Here is an 18577-nt window from a genome sequence, read left to right on the forward strand (position 1 = left end):
AAGGGGCGTTGGAGACGACGACGTTGATAGGCGGCAGGTGTAGGCACAGAGATGTGTTGAGCTGAGCCGTACTAATGGCCCCGGACGCGTGTGCTTCGCTTTGTCTGAAATTATTGATAACCTGATTGTATTGTTCAAAAGTCTCTCTAGGCGTTTTAGACTGTCTCTTCTTCCTGTAGGGTTAAAGAATAAATCATTAGACCATATCAGCCTTAGGGCTGATGAAGGTTGACGAACAACAAGCAGGTTGGTGCTGGTAAGGCGGGTGAACACCTCTTCCATTCCGAACAGAGCCGTTAAGCCCCGTACTGCCGATGGTACTGCTGTCACAAGTGGGAGAGTAGGAAGGTGCCACCTGCTGTTATTAAACGCGAAAGCCGTTACCCGATCCGGGTAACGGCTTTTTGCACGTAAAACAATGAGGAGATCAATACACCTGATCCCAGAATTCTTTAATTCTAAACAGAGCTTCGTCAACCGATTCGGCAACGATAAGCAATGCTCTGTTTTCAGCTTTTAGAAAGCCATCGATAACGCACCGGTCAAGTTGCTGTAGCATCAAATCATAATAGCCGTTCACGTTTATGACGACAATCGGTCCGTCATACAACTTTAGCTGACGCCAGGCCAATATCTCGAACAGCTCATCGAAGGTGCCGTAGCCACCCGGGAGCGTAATAACGCCTTTGGCCAGCTGAACCATCTTGAACTTACGTTCGTGCATGGTCTCCACAAAATGTAGTTCGGTGAGGGTGTTGTGCGCAACTTCGAGTTCTGCCAGGAAATTTGGTATTACGCCCGTCACTTCTCCGCCATTCTGCATAACTGCATCGGCCACATTACCCATCAGGCCAAAGCCGCCACCGCCATAAATGAGCCTGATGTTGAAAGCCGCCAGCTTCTCACCCAATTCGATGGCTACTTCTTTATAAACTGAGTTGGTTCCGGGGCTTGAGCCGCAATAAACAACGATACTGTGCATAAAATAAGGGCTGTGTTTGCGTCCAGCCCGTTGAGAGTTGATAGGATAATGGTTAAATAAGCTGATCCGAAAGAGTTTCAAGATCGATTCCTCCAAACGTGCCCGAACTCATGAACAAGAAAGCGTCGGCCTTCTCGCGCTGACTGGAAAGGTAAGACTCCAGATCAGCCGGGTCGGTTAATACAGTCAGATCAGGCCGTTCAAAGGCGACCTTTACGTCGTCAGGACTGATGGGCGAAAGCTGCTTGATGGCAAACGTGTTGGCGTCGAAATAGACAACGGCTGTATCTGCGGAGTCCAGACTTCCTTTGTATTGGCTTAAAAACGTTTTGTTGAGGCTGCTGTACGTGTGCAGTTCAAAAGCGGCCAGCAGGCGTTTATTGGGAAACTGTTGCTTTACGGCTTCTGTAGTTGCTTCTACTTTGGAAGGTGAATGGGCAAAGTCGCGAAAAAAGATTCGAGTGCCATTCTGGGCAATTTTCTCGAGCCGGTGAGCCGCTCCTTTAAACGAAGAAATTGCTTGGTAGAACTGATCATCTGTAATACCAATCTGATCCAGTACCGTCAGGGCACCAGACAGATTTTTCATGTTATGCTCGCCGAAAATCTGCACCGGAATTTGCTTTCCCTGTCGGGTAATCAGAAAGGTTGCTCCGTCGACAATTGTATGCGGGTGGGCCTGGTAAGGAATTTCGTTAACGTCGGCCCGCTCCTTCTGACCGATGACGTCGAGCATGTCGTCAGATTCGTCGAAGATGAGGATACCGCCTTTAGGCATGGCTTCGGCCAGCATTTCGAACTGATCGACATAAAGCTCCCAGGTCGGGTATAGATTGACATGATCCCAGGCAATACCGCTGATCAGCGCAATGTGGGGATGATAATGCAGGAATTTAGGTTGAGAATCGACCGGTGATGATGCGTATTCATCGCCCTCGATCACAATGAGGGGAGCATCTGCAGAAAGTTTGGCCATCGTTTCGAAGCCATCCAGCTGCGCGCCTACTAGATAATCGAACTGCCGGTTGTGGTACTTCAGTACGTGAAGAACAATCGACGTTATGGTTGTTTTACCATGGCTGCCCGCAATGACCACCCGCTGTTTCTGCTTACTTTGCTGATAAATGTATTCCGGGTAAGAAAAGATGGGCAACCCCATTTCCTGGGCTCTAACCAGTTCCGGGTTATCTTTTCTGGCGTGCATGCCAACGATAACGGCTTCCAGTTCAGCATGGATTTTTTCCGGAAACCAGCCAATTATGGCTGGTAACAGACCCTGTTGCTGCAATCGGGAGCGGGATGGTTCGTAAATCTCGTCGTCGGAGCCGGTAACGATGTAGCCCTGTTGATGAAGTGCCAGCGCGAGGTTATGCATGGCGCTGCCACCAATCGAAATAAAGTGTATTGATTTAGACATTCCGTATAACGGTCGGTAAACAGGCAAAAGTACGTTTTTTCGATGTCAATACTCGGTATGGGTATCGACAGGCATCGGTGTGATTATGGAAAAACGAATTTGCTGACCTGTTGTTATCAAACCGCTTTGTGGCCGGGCAGAAGGCTGTCGCATGTTGCGCAATCATTAATTTTAGGCCTGTGTCGAATCAAACCCCCGCATTTTTCGTTGACTATCTTGCACGCGTGTTGGTCTTGGAAACCCCATTTTTAGTAGCCAGTTTCGCGCCTGTTTTTTTGAACCACAAACCGCTTCAGCGGACAGCCCATTTTATGCGATAATCGGAGGGATGAAGACATACTATGACCTCATTGATCAGACATTTGAGTTCCCTACGCGGGAGTTCAATGTTGAGAACAACCAACTGATGTTCAATAATGTCCCCTTGATGGACATTGTCAAAGAGTACGGTACGCCCCTGAAGCTGACCTACCTGCCTAAAATCACGGAGCATATTGAACACGCCAAGCTGCTGTTCAAAAATGCCATGAAGCGGTATAATTACAAAGGGAACTATACGTACTGCTACTGCACGAAGTCATCCCATTTCCGATTTGTACTCGACGAGGTTCTCAAAAATAACGTCCATCTCGAAACGTCTTCGGCCTATGATGTTCCGATAATTCGGGAACTTTACAAGGCAGGCAAGGTGAGTAAGAGCACCTATATTATTTGTAATGGTTATAAGCGGCCGCTCTATACGCAGTACATCAGCGAACTACTGAATGAAGGATTCACGAACTGTATTCCCGTTCTGGATAATCTGAAAGAGATCGAAGCCTACGAGAACTCGGTTACGGCCGAAACCGTCAACTTCGGGATCCGGATCGCTACAGATGAGGAGCCGAACTTCGCCTTTTACACCTCGCGGCTAGGCATTCGCTACAGCGATGTGAACGAACTGTACCGTAGCAAAATCGCGACTAACGAGCGGTTCAAGCTGAAAATGCTTCACTTCTTCATCAATACGGGCATTAAAGACAGCGCGTATTACTGGAGTGAGCTGAGCCGGTTCATGTACAAATACTGCGAGTTACGGAAGATGTGTCCAGACCTCGATTCTGTCGATATCGGGGGGGGCATGCCTATCCAGACTTCGTTCCAGTTCACGTATGACTACCAGGCCATGATTGATCAGATTGTGGAGAGCATTCAGTGGATCTGTAACAAGAACAATGTACCGGTTCCAAATATTTTCACCGAATTTGGCTCCTATACCGTCGGCGAAAGCGGTGCTGTTATCTATAAAGTGATCGATCAGAAGCTCCAGAACGATAAAGAGCTGTGGTACATGATCGACGGTTCGTTCATTACCCAACTGCCCGACTCGTGGGGCCTGGGGCAGAAATACATTATGCTGTCGGTCAACAACTGGGACAACCCGTACCAGAAAGTGAACCTCGGCGGTCTGACCTGCGACTCTCACGACTTCTATAATACCGAAACTCACAGCGCTGACCTGTACCTGCCCATTTTTGATCAGGATGCCGAAGACCAGTACATCGGTCTTTTCCACACAGGTGCCTATCAGGAGTCGCTGGGCGGCTATGGTGGTATTCAGCACTGCCTCATTCCGGCCCCGCAGCACGTCATTGTCGACAAAGATGACGAGGGCAACCTACGAACCCGCCTGTTTGCGCCGGAGCAGAATAGTGAGGTAATGCTGAAAATACTGGGCTACGGCGGTGCCGAACCGGGTATGACCGAGCTGGAAGCCACAGAAGCTGCAGAGGAACGCGAAGAGGAAGCTGAACTCGTACGAGACGATACCTGACCGATAGGCCGGTGGAGACGAAAGTCTTTCGTTTCCACCGGCTGGCGTGGTACGTTTTTTGTACGATTCAGATGCTTAGTTTCGTTAATCATCTGACCGCAATAGAGATTCAAACGACCATCTTATTCATGAAAAAACTACTGATTTTGGGCGCTCTGCTAGCGACAGTATCGCTGGGATCGTGTGCGCGGAAAGCCAACTGTCCTGCCTACGGAAGCGTGCAGAAGCCCGCGTCGACGCAGCAGGTACGGGCCTAGAGACAAGACATTGTCGATTTGCCGCCAATCAGATAGCCTAGGCTGCCTGGTTGGCGGTATTGCTTTTGTGGGCTACCTCAAGAACGAAGCGCGAAGCCTCCAGCAGGTTAGGCGCGCAGCCGTCGCATTCGGGGGTTAGCTCGGGCGAATGGGCAATACGAACGGTGCGTACGCCTACCCGGCGGCCGGCCTGCATATCGCGCAAAGCATCCCCGATCATCCACGATTCGTCGGGGACGATGTCATACTTGGCCATGGCTTTTTCAAGCAACAGAGAACCAGGCTTGCGGGTCAGCGATTCAGAGTCGTAGTTCGGATGATGGGGGCTATAGTAAATATCGTCGATGAGGTGATCACAGCGCTCCTGGAGGTAATGATAGCAGGCCATCACATCGTCGCGCGTGTAGAGTCCCTTGGCAATGCCGGCCTGGTTGGTAATTACAATGAGCAGATAACCCGCTGCTTTAAACGAACGCAGTGCCTCCGGAACGCCTTCAGGTATGATGAAGTCTTCGACCCGATATACGTAGTCAGTTCTGTCTTCATTCAATACGCCGTCACGATCTAAGAAAATGCACTTGTTCATCATTATACCATTTGTTGATGGGTCAATTATACGACTATTCTCTTATTTACTTGAAATATTACGCGAAAAATCTCTATTAAACTTATACTACGAACTTCGGCCCGGTACTCGTTCTGCGGGTACCGGGCCGAAGTTCGGTCGCATGGTCTAGGCCACCAGATCACGCAGACGCTGCTCCAGCGCGTGAATTTTTGCGTCGGCATCGGCCAGTTTCTGCCGTTCGCGGTCAACAACTTCGGGTTTTGCGTTAGCCACGAATTTCTCGTTTGACAGTTTCTTCAAAATCGACTCGCGGAAACCCGTCAGGTAGTCAAGCTCCTTGCGGGCGGCTTCTGCTTCCTGTTCCATGTCGATCTCGCCGGCTATGTTGACGAAGAACTCATCGCTTTTCAGCAGGAACGAGACCGAATCGGCCGAGCGTCCTTCGGCGGTTTCGTCCAGATAGCTGATGGTCGATACGTTCGCCATCTTTTCAATCAGAGGCTCCAGGGACGCGAACCGGGCCGGGGCCGCTGTCTTGATCGCCAGCGGCAGTTCGGTTTTAGGAGAAATCTGTTTTGTATTCCGAATGTTTCGAACGTTCGTGATAATCTCGAAAAGCGTTTCGAAATCAGACAGAATCTGCGCGTCGACCGCAGCGGGCTTCGGGAAGCTGGCTACGCATATACTGTCGCCGGGTTTCCTTTCTCTGATTTCCTGCCAGATTTCTTCGGTAATGAACGGCATGAACGGATGGGCCAGTTGCATGAGTCGCTCGAAGAAATCGATCGTAGCATTGTATGTAGGGGCGTCTATGGGCGTTGCGGTGCCCGTAGACACGTCGAATGCCGGTTTGATAAGTTCGAGGTACTGCGAGCAGAAATCGTCCCAGATGAGCTTATAAATAGCCTGCAGAGCGTCCGAAATCCGGAACTTGCTGAAATCGTCCTCAATCTGAATCAGCGTGGCGCTCAGCTTGGCCTCGAACCACTGGATGGGTAGAGATGCAAAGGCCGGGCTGCCGGGCGGTTGCGTCTCCTGATCGGCCGAGTTTGGCTGGCGCGAATGAGACGCAACGGATTGCGTCTCTACGACCGTCCATCCTTTCACGAGCCGGAAGGCGTTCCAGATTTTATTGCTGAAGTTACGGCCCTGCTCAACCAGCTTCTCGTCGAACAGCAGGTCGTTACCAGCGGCCGAGCTAAAAAGCATGCCCGTCCGGACTCCATCGGCACCAAACTGATCGATCAGGTCGAGCGGATCGGGCGAGTTACCCAACTGTTTCGACATCTTGCGGCCGAGTTTGTCGCGGACCATACCCGTGAAATATACGTCTTCGAAAGGACGTTCGCCTTTGAACTCATAGCCTGCCATAATCATCCGGGCAACCCAGAAGAAGATAATGTCAAAACCGGTAACGAGCGTATTGGTCGGGTAATAGTAGTCCAGATCGTTCGGGCCGGCCTTGGGTTCGTCGGGATTGCCGGATGGTTTAAACACCGACATGGGCCAGAGCCACGACGAAAACCAGGTGTCCAGCACATCTTCATCCTGCGTCAGGTCAGCCTCGGTCATAGCGAACAGGAGTCGCTCGTGCTGTACCTTTTCCAGCGCTTCGTGCTTGTTGCGGGCCACTACATAGGTGCCGTCCTGCAGGTAGAAAGCCGGAATCCGTTGTCCCCACCACAGCTGGCGGCTGATACACCAGTCGTGCGGGTTTTCCATCCAGGACCGGTACATGTTCTTGAACTTGGCCGGGTTGAGCTGAACCGTATCGGACAGTACGCTCTCGAGAGCTGGCTTCGCGATCTCGTCCATCTTCAGGAACCACTGTAATGACAGTTTGGGCTCAATAACGGCTCCGGTCCGCTCAGAGGTGCCTACGTTCGACTTGTAGTCTTCCGTTTTTTCCAGATTACCGGACTCTTCGAGGAGTTTGATAATGGCTTTCCGGGCCGCGAAACGATCCTGGCCAACCAGAATCTGGGCTTTCTCGTTGAGGGTGCCGTCGTCGTTCAGAATGTCCAGTACGGGCAAGTTGTATTTGATTCCGAGGGCATAGTCATTCGGATCGTGAGCCGGGGTTACCTTCAGGCCGCCCGTTCCAAAGTCCATCGTTACGTACTCATCTGTGATGATCGGAATCTCCCGGTTGATGAGGGGAATAATGGCTTTTTTACCGTGGAGGTGTTTGTAGCGCTCGTCGTTGGGGTTTACGCAGATAGCCGCGTCGGCCATGATGGTCTCGGGCCGAACGGTAGCAATCGTGATGGAGTCCTGGTCGTTACTGCCCGCTATATCGTAGCGGATATAAACCAGTTTCTGCTGAACTTCTTTTGTAATGACTTCCTCGTCCGATACGGCCGTGAGCCCCTGTGGGTCCCAGTTAACCATACGAACGCCCCGGTAAATTTTACCTTTCTCGTGGAGGTCTACAAACGTATCGATGACCTCATCGTAGAGTGCAGGCTCCATCGTGAAGCGGGTCCGGTCCCAGTCGCACGATGCACCCAGTTTACGGAGTTGCTGCAGAATGATGCCGCCGTATTTGTGGGTCCATTCCCAGGCGTATTCCAGAAACTGCTCGCGGGTCAGGTCGTGTTTGTTGATACCGCGTTCTTTGAGCATCGCTACTACTTTGGCTTCGGTAGCAATACTGGCGTGGTCGGTACCGGGCACCCAGCAGGCGTTTTTGCCCTCCATACGCGCCTTCCGGATCAGTACATCCTGAATGGTATTGTTGAGCATGTGGCCCATATGCAGGACACCCGTCACGTTCGGGGGCGGAATAACAATGGTATACGGCTCCCGTTCGTCTGGCGTAGACTTGAAAAATTGGTTATCAAGCCAGTATTGATACCATTTTTCTTCGATGTCTTTAGGATTGTATGTCTTGGCGATCATAAGTCATTCGGAGTAAGCGCAATCCAGACCAACTGCACCTGTGGTTAGGCCGGATACTAGCCGATCTGGTAGGCAGAAGCACAAAATTAGCTAAATTGAACAGGGCTAAAAAACGAAACCCGGGCCTGGGCAGTTTCAAGGCTACACTTCATTAGAATACGTATGGAATTTGGAAAGGTACATAACCTCGACGCGGTCAATTTTTCGCTTCCGCCGGGGGCTGCGTTCAACGCCCGTATCTGGGCCGCCGTGGAGCCTAATCCGCGCCCGCAGGTCTATATTGGCGGACCAATCTGGGCCAATAAAGATTACGTGGGTAAGGTATACCCCTCTACTGCCAAAGAACGCGACTACCTGCACCACTATACCCGCCAGTTCAATACCATCGAGCTAAACCTGACCCATTACCAAATTCCGACGGCGGGCATGATCGGGAAATGGAAACAGGAAGCTACGCCCGGGTTCACCTACTGCCCAAAATTTCCGCAGATCATCAGCCATGAGCGGCAGCTGGTGGCCACCGAAGCGCTGACTGATGAGTTTGTCAACGCCGTACTCGGCCTCGAAGAATTTTTGGGTATGCCGTTTCTGCAACTGCCGCCCTCGTTTGGACCGGAAAAATGGCCGGTGCTGGAAGCCTATCTGAAAAGCCTGCCCGACGAACTCGATGTGGCGGTGGAGTGTCGCCATCCGGACTGGTTCCGAACGGCAACCTGGAACCAGACGCTCGAACAGCTTTACCTGCTGCGCCGACACGTGGTTATGACCGACGTAGCCGGTCGGCGCGACGTTCTGCACATGGGCCTGAGCAGCCCGGTTCTGACGCTTCGGTTCATTGCCAACGAAGGCCACCCCACCGACTATAGCCGGGTCGACGCCTGGGTACAGCGGCTCAAAGCCTGGTTCGACAAGGGGCTGCAAACGGCCTATATCTTTGTGCACGGCGGGGCCGACAACGATACCGCGCCCGAACTGATTCTGTACTGGACCCGTCAGCTGAACCAGCATTGCGGACTGAACCTGAAAGAGCCCGTGCTGCAGCCAAAAGTGGTGCAGGGTAGTCTGTTTTAGGTAGTCAGGCCGGGCTGGTGTGGTAACTAACTGAGCATGAACAGGCGTTTAGAGCGCAGAGACAGCCAGATTTGGGAAACGCTTCGTATTTTCCCGAATGAAACAGGTGTTACTTCTATCTATCGCACTGGCGTGTTCGGGTGCTTTCGCCCAAACGCTGACGACGGCTCAGTTGCAGGCCATTACCCAAAAGCACGTTCGGGCTTCGTTTTCTGAGCTGGATGCGCTGCTGAGTATTCCAAACAACGCCCACATCGACGGGCAGATGCAGCCGAACATCGACTGGCTCCGGCGGGCTTTCGAGCAACGCGGCTTCCAGGTGTCTACCCTGTCTACCCCCACCAATCCGCTGGTACTGGCCGAGAAAAAAGCACCCGCTACCCGTACCGCCAGCCCCGCTGGCATCCCCAAAACACTGCTGCTCTACATGCATTTCGATGGGCAACCCGTTGTGCCGAGCCAATGGCAGCAAGCCGACCCCTACCGGCCTGTGCTCAAAGAACTGGGCGAAGACGGCAGCTGGGCACCCATGGACTGGAGTAAGCTCCAGACGAACTACAACCCCGACTGGCGCATTTTCGGCCGGTCGTCGTCCGACGACAAAGGACCCATTGCCATGCTGCTGGCGGCCCTGACCGCGCTCGAGAAAGAAAAAATACCCCAGCGCTATAACCTGAAAGTGATTCTGGACAGCGAGGAAGAAATCGGTTCTCCGCACCTGGCCAGTACCGTGCTGGCTAACAAAGAAAAACTGGCTGCCGATCTGTTGCTGGTGATGGACGGTGGGCGGCACCTGTCTAACCTGCCAACCCTGATTTACGGCTGCCGGGGTATCACAACCGTTACGCTGACCACCTTCGGACCGCGCGGCCCGCAGCATAGCGGCCACTATGGCAACTACGCGCCCAACCCGGCTCTCCGGCTGGTTCAGTTGCTGGCGGGTATGAAAGACGAGGACGGACGCGTAACCATTCCCGGCTATTACGACGGCATTACGATCGACGAAAAAGCAGCTAAACTACTGGCCGCGGTACCCGACGATCCGGCGCAGATTGCAAAAACCGTGGGCATAGCCGCGCCCGACCGGGTGGGGCGTAACTACCAGGAAGCGCTGCAATACCCGTCGCTGAACATCCGGGGGCTGCAAAGTGCCTACGTAGGTAAACAGGCCGGCACGGTTATTCCGGACCGGGCCATTGCCGAGCTGGACCTGCGGCTGGTACCCGAAACCGACCCGGCCCGGCTGGTATCGCTGATTCGTACCTATATCGAAGGAAAAGGATTTCGGGTGCTGGACCATGAACCGACAGAAGCCGAACGCATGCAGTACCCGAAACTAATCCAGCTGAAAGCCAGCGGAGAAATGCTGCCGTTCCGCACCGAGATCGGTATTCCGGAAGATGTCTGGCTAACCCGGGCTATGGTACGGGCTTTCGGACGCGAACCCGTGAAGATCCGGATGACGGGCGGGTCGGTGCCGATCGTGCCGTTTCTGCGAACGCTCAACATACCCGCCATCCACGTACCCATGGTCAACCTCGATAACAACCAGCATGCGGCCAACGAGAACCTGCGGGTTGGCAACTACGTAGAAGGCATCACGACCTGGCTGGCTATCCTGACCAACTAATCAGCCCAGCCAAACCACGGCTGCCGTTTGCTTTGTGCGCCGGAAATGAAGTATATTTGCCCTATGATTACCACGAAGACAGCGCGTTCGCACCATCATCACGTTCGGCCATAGCCGCAGAACGGGGTGCTACTGTTTTTGTGATTTGTTTTGACTGATTGTTCATACAGATACACACAAAGCCCGGTTCTGATCCAAGAACCGGGCTTTTTTTAATGGATAATGAATAATTAATAATGAGGTACCAGCTGTTTATTATCCATTGTTCATTGCCAGGAGTTGCCATGAAAACTGTTATCATAAAATACAACGCCGGCAATGTGCAGTCGGTCATGTTTGCGCTCGATCGGTTGGGCGCGCCTTACCTGCTGACTGATGACGAGGCTGAGATTCGATCGGCCGACAAGGTTATCTTTCCGGGCGTGGGCGAGGCCAGTACTGCCATGGCTTACCTGCGACAGCGGGGCCTCGACCAGCTGATTCCGTCGTTGAAACAGCCCGTGCTGGGTACCTGTGTGGGTATGCAGCTCATGTGCCGTTACTCCGAAGAGAATAACACGACCTGCATGGGCATTTTCGATATCGACGTGCGCCGTTTTCCGGCCGAACCCGGCTTTAAAGTGCCGCATACGGGCTGGAATAACATTCACTCGATGCGCGGCCCACTCACGAACGGTCTGGCCGACAACGCCTATGTCTACTTCGTGCATAGCTATGCGGCCGATGTATGCGCCGAAACAACGGCCGTCTGCGACTACGTTCGTCCGTTCAGTGCCATGCTGCATCGCGATAACTTTTACGCGGCCCAGTTCCATGCCGAAATCAGTGGCGACGTTGGGCAGCGGATCCTGGAGAACTTTCTCAGGTTATAGAAGAAAGAAAAAAGATAGTAGAAGAAAGATGTTCTTTTTCCGCTCTTTTTATGTCTTATTCTTTTTATCTAAAACCATGGAAGCACACAACTTCAGAGAACTAAACGTTTGGCAGTTAGCCCGCGGACTCGTAAAAGATATTTATGGTCTCACGGCTCGTTTTTCCGCCAGTGAGCGGTTTGGGTTGACGTCACAGCTAAGACGCGCTACAGTGTCGGTACCATCCAATATTGCCGAAGGTTCCGGACGATCTGATAAAGATTTTGTTCGGTTTTTGGCGATAAGTTTATCCTCGGCTTACGAAGTGGAAACGCAACTTATTTTGGCTTGTGATCTTCAGTTCGTTCATCAGGCAGAGGTAGAAAAACTCATCGCCAATGTTCAGGAGATACAACGAATGATTTACGGTTTGCAAAGAAAGCTGACAAGAGGCTTTTTACATTCACTCTGGCTACCGCTGCCAATTCTAAGCCGAACATTCGGTCGATATGGTATCTTTCTTCTTACGTCCTTCTTCTTTCCTCCAAATTGATGTATATCATTCCCGCAATTGACCTCATTGATGGTAAAGCCGTTCGGCTCACCCAGGGCGATTATCGCCAGAAGAAAGAATACAACGCCCGTCCGCTGGAGGTGGCCCAGCAGTTCGAAGATGCCGGCCTGACGCGCCTGCACCTGGTAGACCTCGACGGAGCCCGCGAAAAACGGGTTATCAACTGGAAAGTACTGGAACAGATTGCGGCCAAAACCCGGCTCCACATTGATTTTGGCGGGGGCGTACAGTCGGACGACGACTTGCGGGTGGCGTTTGAGTGCGGGGCCAAACAGGTAACGGGCGGTAGCATTGCCGTAAAGCAGCCCGACGTGTTCGAGCGCTGGCTGAGCCGCTTCGGCGCCGACAAAATCATTCTGGGGGCCGATGCCAAACACGAGAAAATAGCCGTTAGTGGCTGGGAAGAAGGTACCGAGCTTTGGGTCTATGATTTTGTGGATAACTATGTGGATAAAGGGGTTAAGTATGTGATTAGCACCGATGTATCGAAAGACGGGTTATTGCAGGGACCATCGTTCGATCTATACCGAAACCTGCAGGACCGGGCACCGGATCTGAACATCATTGCCAGCGGGGGCGTCAGCAACATGCAGGACATCGAGACGCTGGCTGATATGAACCTGTTTGGCGTCATCGTTGGCAAAGCGATCTACGAAGGGCGGGTTACGCTGAAAGAGCTAATGCTGTTCAGCGGCCTTTAAACGTACGGAGTATGCGCCAGGTCATACGTATAAGCTTACTCCTTCTTATCGGCCAGACGGGTTGGGCCGGGGGCGTTGTCGATGATTCTGTCAAGGCCTCGGCCCGGTTTGAGCATTTAGCCCAACAAGTGGGATTACGCGATTTGAGGTTGAAACCGGCCGAGTATCAGGTGCGTATCTGGATAAACGAATCGCTCACGTACGGCGATGCGGACGAGCTTTATGTCATCGATAAGAAGGAGACGGGCTTGTTTTTGTCACACTATGCTTTACAGTGGCACCAGAATACGATCAAAAAAGCCCGTCGGCTTGTCCATAAGCAGGTTGCAGATACCCTTGTCTGGCAGCAGTTGTTGGCCGATGACCTGCTGACTCTACCCGATCAATCGCTTCTGAAAGACAACATCAATCCTAAACCAAACCCACGCGACACCACGGTGAGGGTAAGTGTACACTCAGACAGTGGCGTTACCATCAGGGCGAAAAAAACAGAACCACGGGCTATCATGAGCGACGGGGTTAACTATCGGTTCGACATCATATCGGCCAATATCCGAAGGAGTTATACCTACCACTGTCCGGTCGGTTACGCCGGTGTTACGCCACGGGTAGTAGAGTTACAGAAAGTGGTTTCGCTGCTGAAGCGAATCTTTACCCTTTTTGATACGCCAACGTCGTCTCTTTGTGCTGTCGATATACCTCAAATCCGGGTTACTGTATGATAACTGACTACACCATCAGCACCGACAAAAGCCAGCTGAACGTTCCGCTGATCCGGGAGTTTCTGAGCCAGCAGTCGTACTGGGCTAAAAACATACCGCTCGACATCGTGGAGCGGTCCATCGCCAATTCGTTGTGTTTCGGCGTTTACCAGCATGGGCAGCAGGTCGGTTTTGCTCGGGTAATTACCGATCAGGCTACGTTTGCTTACCTCTCTGACGTGTTTATTCTGCCCGAACACCGGGGCAAAGGGTTGTCGAAATGGCTCATTCAGACTATATCGGACTGGCCCGAACTGCAGGGCCTGCGCCGGTGGATGCTCGCTACCCGCGATGCGCACTCGCTTTACGAACAATTTGGCTTCAGAGCGATCGACAACCCCGACTTCTTTATGCAGCGCAAGCTGATCGAAACGTACTGACACATGCTGACCAAACGCATTATTCCCTGCCTCGACATCAAAGACGGGCGCACCGTTAAAGGAACCAACTTCGTTAACCTCCGCGACGCCGGCGATCCGGTAGCTTTGGCGGCCGTATATGCCGAGCAGGGCGCCGACGAACTGGTTTTTCTGGATATCACCGCCACCGTAGATGGCCGCAAGACACTGATCGATCTGGTTCGGAACGTGGCGCATACCATCAATATTCCCTTTACGGTGGGGGGGGGTATTTCGTCAGTTGCCGACGTATCGGCTCTGCTCAACGCCGGAGCCGACAAAATTTCGATCAACTCGTCGGCCGTCCGGAACCCGGCCCTGGTCGATGAACTGGCGCTGGAGTTCGGAAGCCAGTGTATCGTTGTCGCCATCGACACCCGCTGGATCGAGGTCGCTGAAGGGCCCGCTACCGGCGGATCCGGCTCACCGTCCTACGACCACGTCGTACACACCCACGGCGGGCGCAAGCCTACCGAGCTGCGCACCCTGGCCTGGGCCAGAGAAGTAGAGGAGCGGGGAGCGGGCGAAATCCTGCTTACGTCCATGGATACCGATGGAACCAAAGCCGGTTTCGCGCTCGAGCTGACGGCGCAGATTTCGGGCGCGGCCAATATTCCGGTTATTGCCTCGGGTGGGGCCGGTACTATGGACCACTTTGTCGATGTCTTTACCAGGGGCAAAGCCGATGCCGGCCTGGCAGCCAGTATTTTTCACTTCAAAGAAATCGAGATTCCGGCTCTCAAAACCTACCTGCGCGCCAACGGAATCGAGATGAGGTTGTAAAACCCGGGTTGCGAATCAAGGCCGGTTTAGAACTTAAAGCCCAGATCGAGCGAAACGACCCGGTTTTTGGACGTAAGCTGACTACCCCGTGCTACGTCGAACAAACCACGCTGGTAGCTGACGCCCAGGTTGAACGCGTTGGTATCGTTGATTTTATACTGGACCCCGGTGCCGAGCAGCAGCTCAACATCACCGAAGCCGTACTGCCGCCGGTCGCCACCGCTTTCGGCCTGGTATAAGCCGTTGCGTTCGGTTTGCAGGGCGCGTTCGGCTACTTTCAGACTCAGCAGCCCGCCCGTCTGTACGTACAGCCGGATACGGGGTGCAATGTTGTTGGCGAACATTTTTACCGATACCGGCACCTGCAGATACTGGAGGTTATAGAGAGACTCTTTATAAGGCGCGCCCGGTGTAAAGCGAGACTCGCCGAAAGACCCCGGCATCTGAAAGCCAGACCGTTTGATGGTATACCACAAGCCACTGCTGAACGCGTAGCGGTCCTTGAAGAAAAAATAATCGAGAGAAGGGCCAACGCTCATCCGGGCGCCAATGCCATTATCGAGAAAGCCGGCATAGCTGCCCTGCCCTTCGGCCGTGTTCAGATTGAGCGAGGGCGCAAACCGGATGCTCATCTCGATCAGTTTGTTGGGCCGGGCATAATCGGGGCCGGTGCCGTCGTACTCGGCCGACTGCTGCTGCTTCCGTTTCCGGCGTCGGCGACGTTCTTCGTCATAGGCTTCTTCGTTATCTGACCGGCCGCGCTGCGTACGCTCATCATACTGATCGCCGAGAATCTTGCGGAATCGCTTGTCCGATTCTTTCGAGAAACTGTCTCGGGGACGGGTAATGTTCTGGCGCGATACGGACTGACCGAAGGCGGTAGCTACCAGCAGCGTCAAAATCAGGCTGATCCCTGCAACTTTTTTCATAATTTTGCACGTTTTCAATAAAGAAAACAAACGATTTTGATGCGATACTGGGCAGCCCTCATCGGGCTTTTTTGTTTGGTTTATCTGACTTCGTGTACTAAAAACGAAGAAGTTACGCTAGTTCGGCTCGACCGGCAATTGTTTTCCAGTCCGTTGCCCGATAGTATCCGGGCTTTTCTGAATCGCAACCCGGCGGTGGCTCAATTGTACTTTAACGCGAATGAGACCACAACTGATACAGCGTTGGTCCGCGAATTGAGCAACCGGATCGCCAACCCCGCCCTGAACGAACTCAATAAGCAGGTTCAGCAGGAGTTCGGCGACATGACCGACCTGCAAAACCAGCTGGCCGAAGCTTTCACGAATATACGTAAAGACTTTCCCGATTTCCGGAACCCCAAAGTGGTTACCCTCGTAACCGGCTTCATGGGACCCGACCTGGTCGTTACCGATAGCCTGATCGTGATCGGGATCGACTACTTCGCGGGGCCAACCGCAACCTATCGGCCCCAGGGTCCACAATTTCCGGCCTACATTTTACGACGTTACCAGAAAGACTATATCGTACCGGCCATCGTCTTTGCCATTTCTGACAAATACAATGCTACAAACCGGGCCGACCAGACCATGCTGGCCGATATGGTATACTATGGCAAAGGGTACGTATTCACCAAAACCATGCTGCCCGACGTGGCCGATAGTCTGGTCATCGGCTATTCTGACAAACAACTGACCGAAACGTTTAATGCGCAGGATATCGTCTGGGGACATTTTATCGATAATCAACTGCTTTACCAGACTAATCCGGCCATAAAACAGCGATATTTGAACGAACGGCCCTTTACAGCCGAAATCGGGCAGGGCTGCCCGGGGGCGATTGGGCGCTGGCTGGGCTGGCGCATCGTAGGACAGTATCACGATGAACACAGTAGCGTTGGCATTGCCGAACTGATGCGCAACGCCGATGCCCGCCAGCTGTTTGAACAGTCTGGCTATAAAGGTCAAAAAGAATAATCGGCTGGCGGTTTAGGGGAGCAGGCGGCTGGCATACCGACAACCAATCGGGCTGTCTGCCGAATTTCATAAACCGAAGACCGTAAACCGTTTTTATAATGGCAAAACGCGGACGAAACTTTGGCGAGGACGCCAACGAAGAAGACAAGAAAAAAGTAAACCGGGAAAGCCTCCAGAAAGCACTGCGGGTGTTTCGGTTCGTGCGGCCGTACCGGGCGCAGTTTGCCATGGGGTTCATCTTCCTGGTGTTATCGACCCTGACAACCCTGAGTTTTCCGGCCCTGATCGGGCAGGTAACGAGCGTTATTCAGGGTAAGTCGGCCTTTACGCTGGGGCAGGTCATTCTGATCTTTGGTGCCATTCTGGTGCTGCAGGCCATCTTCTCGTTCTTTCGAATTTATTTCTTCGCGCAGGTCAGCGAGCGGTCGATGGCTGACGTCCGGCGCGAAGTGTACAGCAAGATCGTGACGCTGCCAATTCCGTTCTTCGAAAAACGGCGCGTTGGCGAGCTGACAAGCCGGATCTCGGCCGACGTGTCGCAACTTCAGGATGTGTTGTCCATCACGCTGGCCGAACTGTTCCGGCAGGTGGCTACGCTGGTGGGCGGTACACTGTTTATTCTGTACGTGTCCTGGAAACTGACGCTCTTCATGCTGGCCACCTTTCCGGTCATCATTGTAGCGGCCATGATTTTTGGTCGGTATATCCGCAAACTGTCGAAAGAAGCGCAGGATCAGCTGGCCGCAGCCAGTGTCATCGTTGAGGAAACCCTCCAATCGATCAACATTGTAAAAGCGTTTACCAACGAGCGCATCGAAATTGGCCGTTACGGAGCTGCCCTGCAGAAGATGGTCGGCACGGCCCTGCGTACAGCCCGTTTCCGGGGGGTATTCGTTTCGTTTGTCATCTTCGCCATGTTCGGCGGTATCATGGGCATTGTGTGGTACGGCGGTAGCCTGGTGCAGTCGGGCGAAATTCCGTTTGCCGATCTGCTGACGTTTATCTTCTACACGGCTTTTATCGGCGGCTCGGTAGCGGGCATCGGCGATATGTACGCGCAGGTGCAGCGAACCCTCGGGGCTTCGGACCGGATTCTGGAGATTCTGGAAGAGGAGTCGGAAGTGGATCCGCGCGAAGAGCTACCGCTGTTTGTACCGGTACATGGTCACGTACAGTTCAAAGACGTTCGGTTCTCGTATCCATCCCGTACGGATGTAGCGGTGCTGAAAGGCATCTCGATCGATGTGGCCGCCGGGCGGAAAATTGCGCTGGTCGGGCAGAGCGGAGCCGGTAAATCGACCATCGTGCAGCTGCTGATGCGCTACTACCAGGTCGGCAGCGGACAAATCACCGTCGACGGCCGGGATCTGAGCAACTTCAACATCACCGAACTACGCCGGAACATTGCCGTTGTGCCGCAGGAAGTCATGCTGTTTGGCGGTACTATCCTAGAAAATATTCAGTACGGAAAACCCGGTGCCACTGAAGCCGAAGTTCGGGAAGCCGCCCGTAAAGCCAACGCGCTCGACTTTATCGAATCCTTTCCGGAGGGCTTGCAAACGGTTGTGGGCGAGCGGGGCGTTAAGCTCTCGGGTGGGCAGCGGCAACGGATTGCCATTGCCCGGGCCATCCTGAAAAATCCGGCTATCCTGATTCTGGACGAAGCAACTAGCTCGCTCGACGCCGAATCGGAACGGCTCGTGCAGGAAGCCCTCGATGAACTGATGCAGAACCGGACGACCATCATCATTGCCCACCGGCTGGCCACCATCCGCAAAGTAGACCGGATCTACGTCATGCGCGAAGGCCAGGTGGCCGAGCAGGGCACCCACGACGAACTGGCTGCCTACGAAGACGGCATCTATGCGAACCTGGTTAAATTGCAGTTCGAGGTGCTCGATAATGACTAATGAATGAATACGGTAAC

General features: G+C 53.2%; 17 protein-coding genes and 2 rRNA genes. 14 read left to right on the forward strand and 5 right to left on the reverse strand.

The window, feature by feature from the left end; genetic code table 11:
• Both EQG79_RS26435 and rrf read left to right on the forward strand, forming a co-directional pair.
• Positions 1-96 (forward strand): 23S ribosomal RNA (locus EQG79_RS26435); the annotation flags it as partial.
• A gap of 150 nt (positions 97-246) precedes the next feature.
• A 5S ribosomal RNA gene (gene rrf, locus EQG79_RS26440) occupies positions 247-357 on the forward strand.
• Between the two features lie 70 nt (positions 358-427).
• Here the strand turns inward: rrf and EQG79_RS26445 are convergent.
• Complete coding sequence (locus tag EQG79_RS26445) at positions 428-982, reverse strand: LOG family protein (protein ID WP_077922468.1); 555 nt, start codon at positions 980-982, stop codon at positions 428-430.
• Between the two features lie 52 nt (positions 983-1034).
• Positions 1035-2399: a UDP-N-acetylmuramate--L-alanine ligase gene (locus EQG79_RS26450; protein ID WP_129605677.1), complete on the reverse strand. Its 1365-nt coding sequence runs from the start codon at positions 2397-2399 to the stop codon at positions 1035-1037.
• A 328-nt stretch (positions 2400-2727) separates the two neighbouring features.
• Here EQG79_RS26450 and EQG79_RS26455 point away from each other — a divergent pair, with 328 nt between their 5' ends.
• Positions 2728-4212 (forward strand): type III PLP-dependent enzyme domain-containing protein, encoded by a 1485-nt coding sequence (locus tag EQG79_RS26455; protein WP_077922466.1) that lies wholly within the window; start codon positions 2728-2730, stop codon positions 4210-4212.
• A gap of 128 nt (positions 4213-4340) precedes the next feature.
• Positions 4341-4469 carry a hypothetical protein gene (locus EQG79_RS31500; RefSeq protein ID WP_262708638.1) on the forward strand — a complete coding sequence of 43 codons (129 nt, stop codon included), beginning with the start codon at positions 4341-4343 and terminating at the stop codon, positions 4467-4469.
• Positions 4470-4506: 37 nt separating this feature from the next.
• Here EQG79_RS31500 and EQG79_RS26460 read toward each other — a convergent pair whose 3' ends face one another.
• Both EQG79_RS26460 and EQG79_RS26465 read right to left on the reverse strand, forming a co-directional pair.
• Positions 4507-5055, reverse strand: a complete 549-nt coding sequence (locus tag EQG79_RS26460) for a D-glycero-alpha-D-manno-heptose-1,7-bisphosphate 7-phosphatase (protein ID WP_129605883.1) — start codon at positions 5053-5055, stop codon at positions 4507-4509.
• A gap of 147 nt (positions 5056-5202) precedes the next feature.
• Positions 5203-7938, reverse strand: a complete 2736-nt coding sequence (locus tag EQG79_RS26465) for a valine--tRNA ligase (protein WP_077922465.1) — start codon at positions 7936-7938, stop codon at positions 5203-5205.
• 162 nt (positions 7939-8100) lie between these two features.
• On the opposite strand from EQG79_RS26465, the gene EQG79_RS26470 reads away from it, so the two are divergent.
• The 8 genes from EQG79_RS26470 (at position 8101) to hisF (ending at position 14707) form a co-directional block, all read left to right on the forward strand.
• Entirely contained in the window at positions 8101-9009 is a 909-nt protein-coding gene (locus EQG79_RS26470; protein ID WP_129605680.1) for a DUF72 domain-containing protein, read from the forward strand.
• Positions 9010-9106: 97 nt separating this feature from the next.
• Positions 9107-10639, forward strand: a complete 1533-nt coding sequence (locus tag EQG79_RS26475; RefSeq protein WP_129605682.1) for a M20/M25/M40 family metallo-hydrolase — start codon at positions 9107-9109, stop codon at positions 10637-10639.
• Between the two features lie 284 nt (positions 10640-10923).
• Positions 10924-11511 carry an imidazole glycerol phosphate synthase subunit HisH gene (gene hisH, locus EQG79_RS26480; protein WP_129605685.1) on the forward strand — a complete coding sequence of 196 codons (588 nt, stop codon included), beginning with the start codon at positions 10924-10926 and terminating at the stop codon, positions 11509-11511.
• Entirely contained in the window at positions 11453-12043 is a 591-nt protein-coding gene (locus EQG79_RS26485) for a four helix bundle protein (RefSeq protein WP_240699462.1), read from the forward strand. Before hisH ends, EQG79_RS26485 begins: the two co-directional genes overlap by 59 nt.
• Positions 12043-12765 (forward strand): 1-(5-phosphoribosyl)-5-[(5-phosphoribosylamino)methylideneamino]imidazole-4-carboxamide isomerase, encoded by a 723-nt coding sequence (gene hisA, locus EQG79_RS26490; protein WP_077922461.1) that lies wholly within the window; start codon positions 12043-12045, stop codon positions 12763-12765. Before EQG79_RS26485 ends, hisA begins: the two co-directional genes overlap by 1 nt.
• Positions 12766-12776: 11 nt before the next feature.
• Complete coding sequence (locus tag EQG79_RS26495) at positions 12777-13487, forward strand: hypothetical protein (RefSeq protein ID WP_129605689.1); 711 nt, start codon at positions 12777-12779, stop codon at positions 13485-13487.
• Positions 13484-13906 (forward strand): GNAT family N-acetyltransferase, encoded by a 423-nt coding sequence (locus EQG79_RS26500; RefSeq protein ID WP_129605692.1) that lies wholly within the window; start codon positions 13484-13486, stop codon positions 13904-13906. Before EQG79_RS26495 ends, EQG79_RS26500 begins: the two co-directional genes overlap by 4 nt.
• Before the next feature lie 3 nt (positions 13907-13909).
• The gene (gene hisF, locus EQG79_RS26505) at positions 13910-14707 is read left to right on the forward strand and encodes an imidazole glycerol phosphate synthase subunit HisF (RefSeq protein WP_129605695.1); all 798 of its coding nucleotides are present in this window, start codon (positions 13910-13912) and stop codon (positions 14705-14707) included.
• Positions 14708-14733: 26 nt separating this feature from the next.
• Here the strand turns inward: hisF and EQG79_RS26510 are convergent, their stop codons facing one another.
• Positions 14734-15636, reverse strand: a complete 903-nt coding sequence (locus tag EQG79_RS26510; protein ID WP_129605698.1) for an outer membrane beta-barrel protein — start codon at positions 15634-15636, stop codon at positions 14734-14736.
• A gap of 39 nt (positions 15637-15675) precedes the next feature.
• Here EQG79_RS26510 and EQG79_RS26515 point away from each other — a divergent pair, with 39 nt between their 5' ends.
• The gene (locus tag EQG79_RS26515; RefSeq protein WP_077922456.1) at positions 15676-16650 is read left to right on the forward strand and encodes a gliding motility protein GldB-related protein; all 975 of its coding nucleotides are present in this window, start codon (positions 15676-15678) and stop codon (positions 16648-16650) included.
• Between the two features lie 98 nt (positions 16651-16748).
• The gene (locus EQG79_RS26520) at positions 16749-18560 is read left to right on the forward strand and encodes an ABC transporter ATP-binding protein (protein WP_077922455.1); all 1812 of its coding nucleotides are present in this window, start codon (positions 16749-16751) and stop codon (positions 18558-18560) included.
• Positions 18561-18577 lie beyond the last annotated feature (17 nt).

This window comes from Spirosoma sordidisoli (assembly GCF_004138325.1).
Classification (GTDB): domain Bacteria; phylum Bacteroidota; class Bacteroidia; order Cytophagales; family Spirosomataceae; genus Spirosoma; species Spirosoma sordidisoli.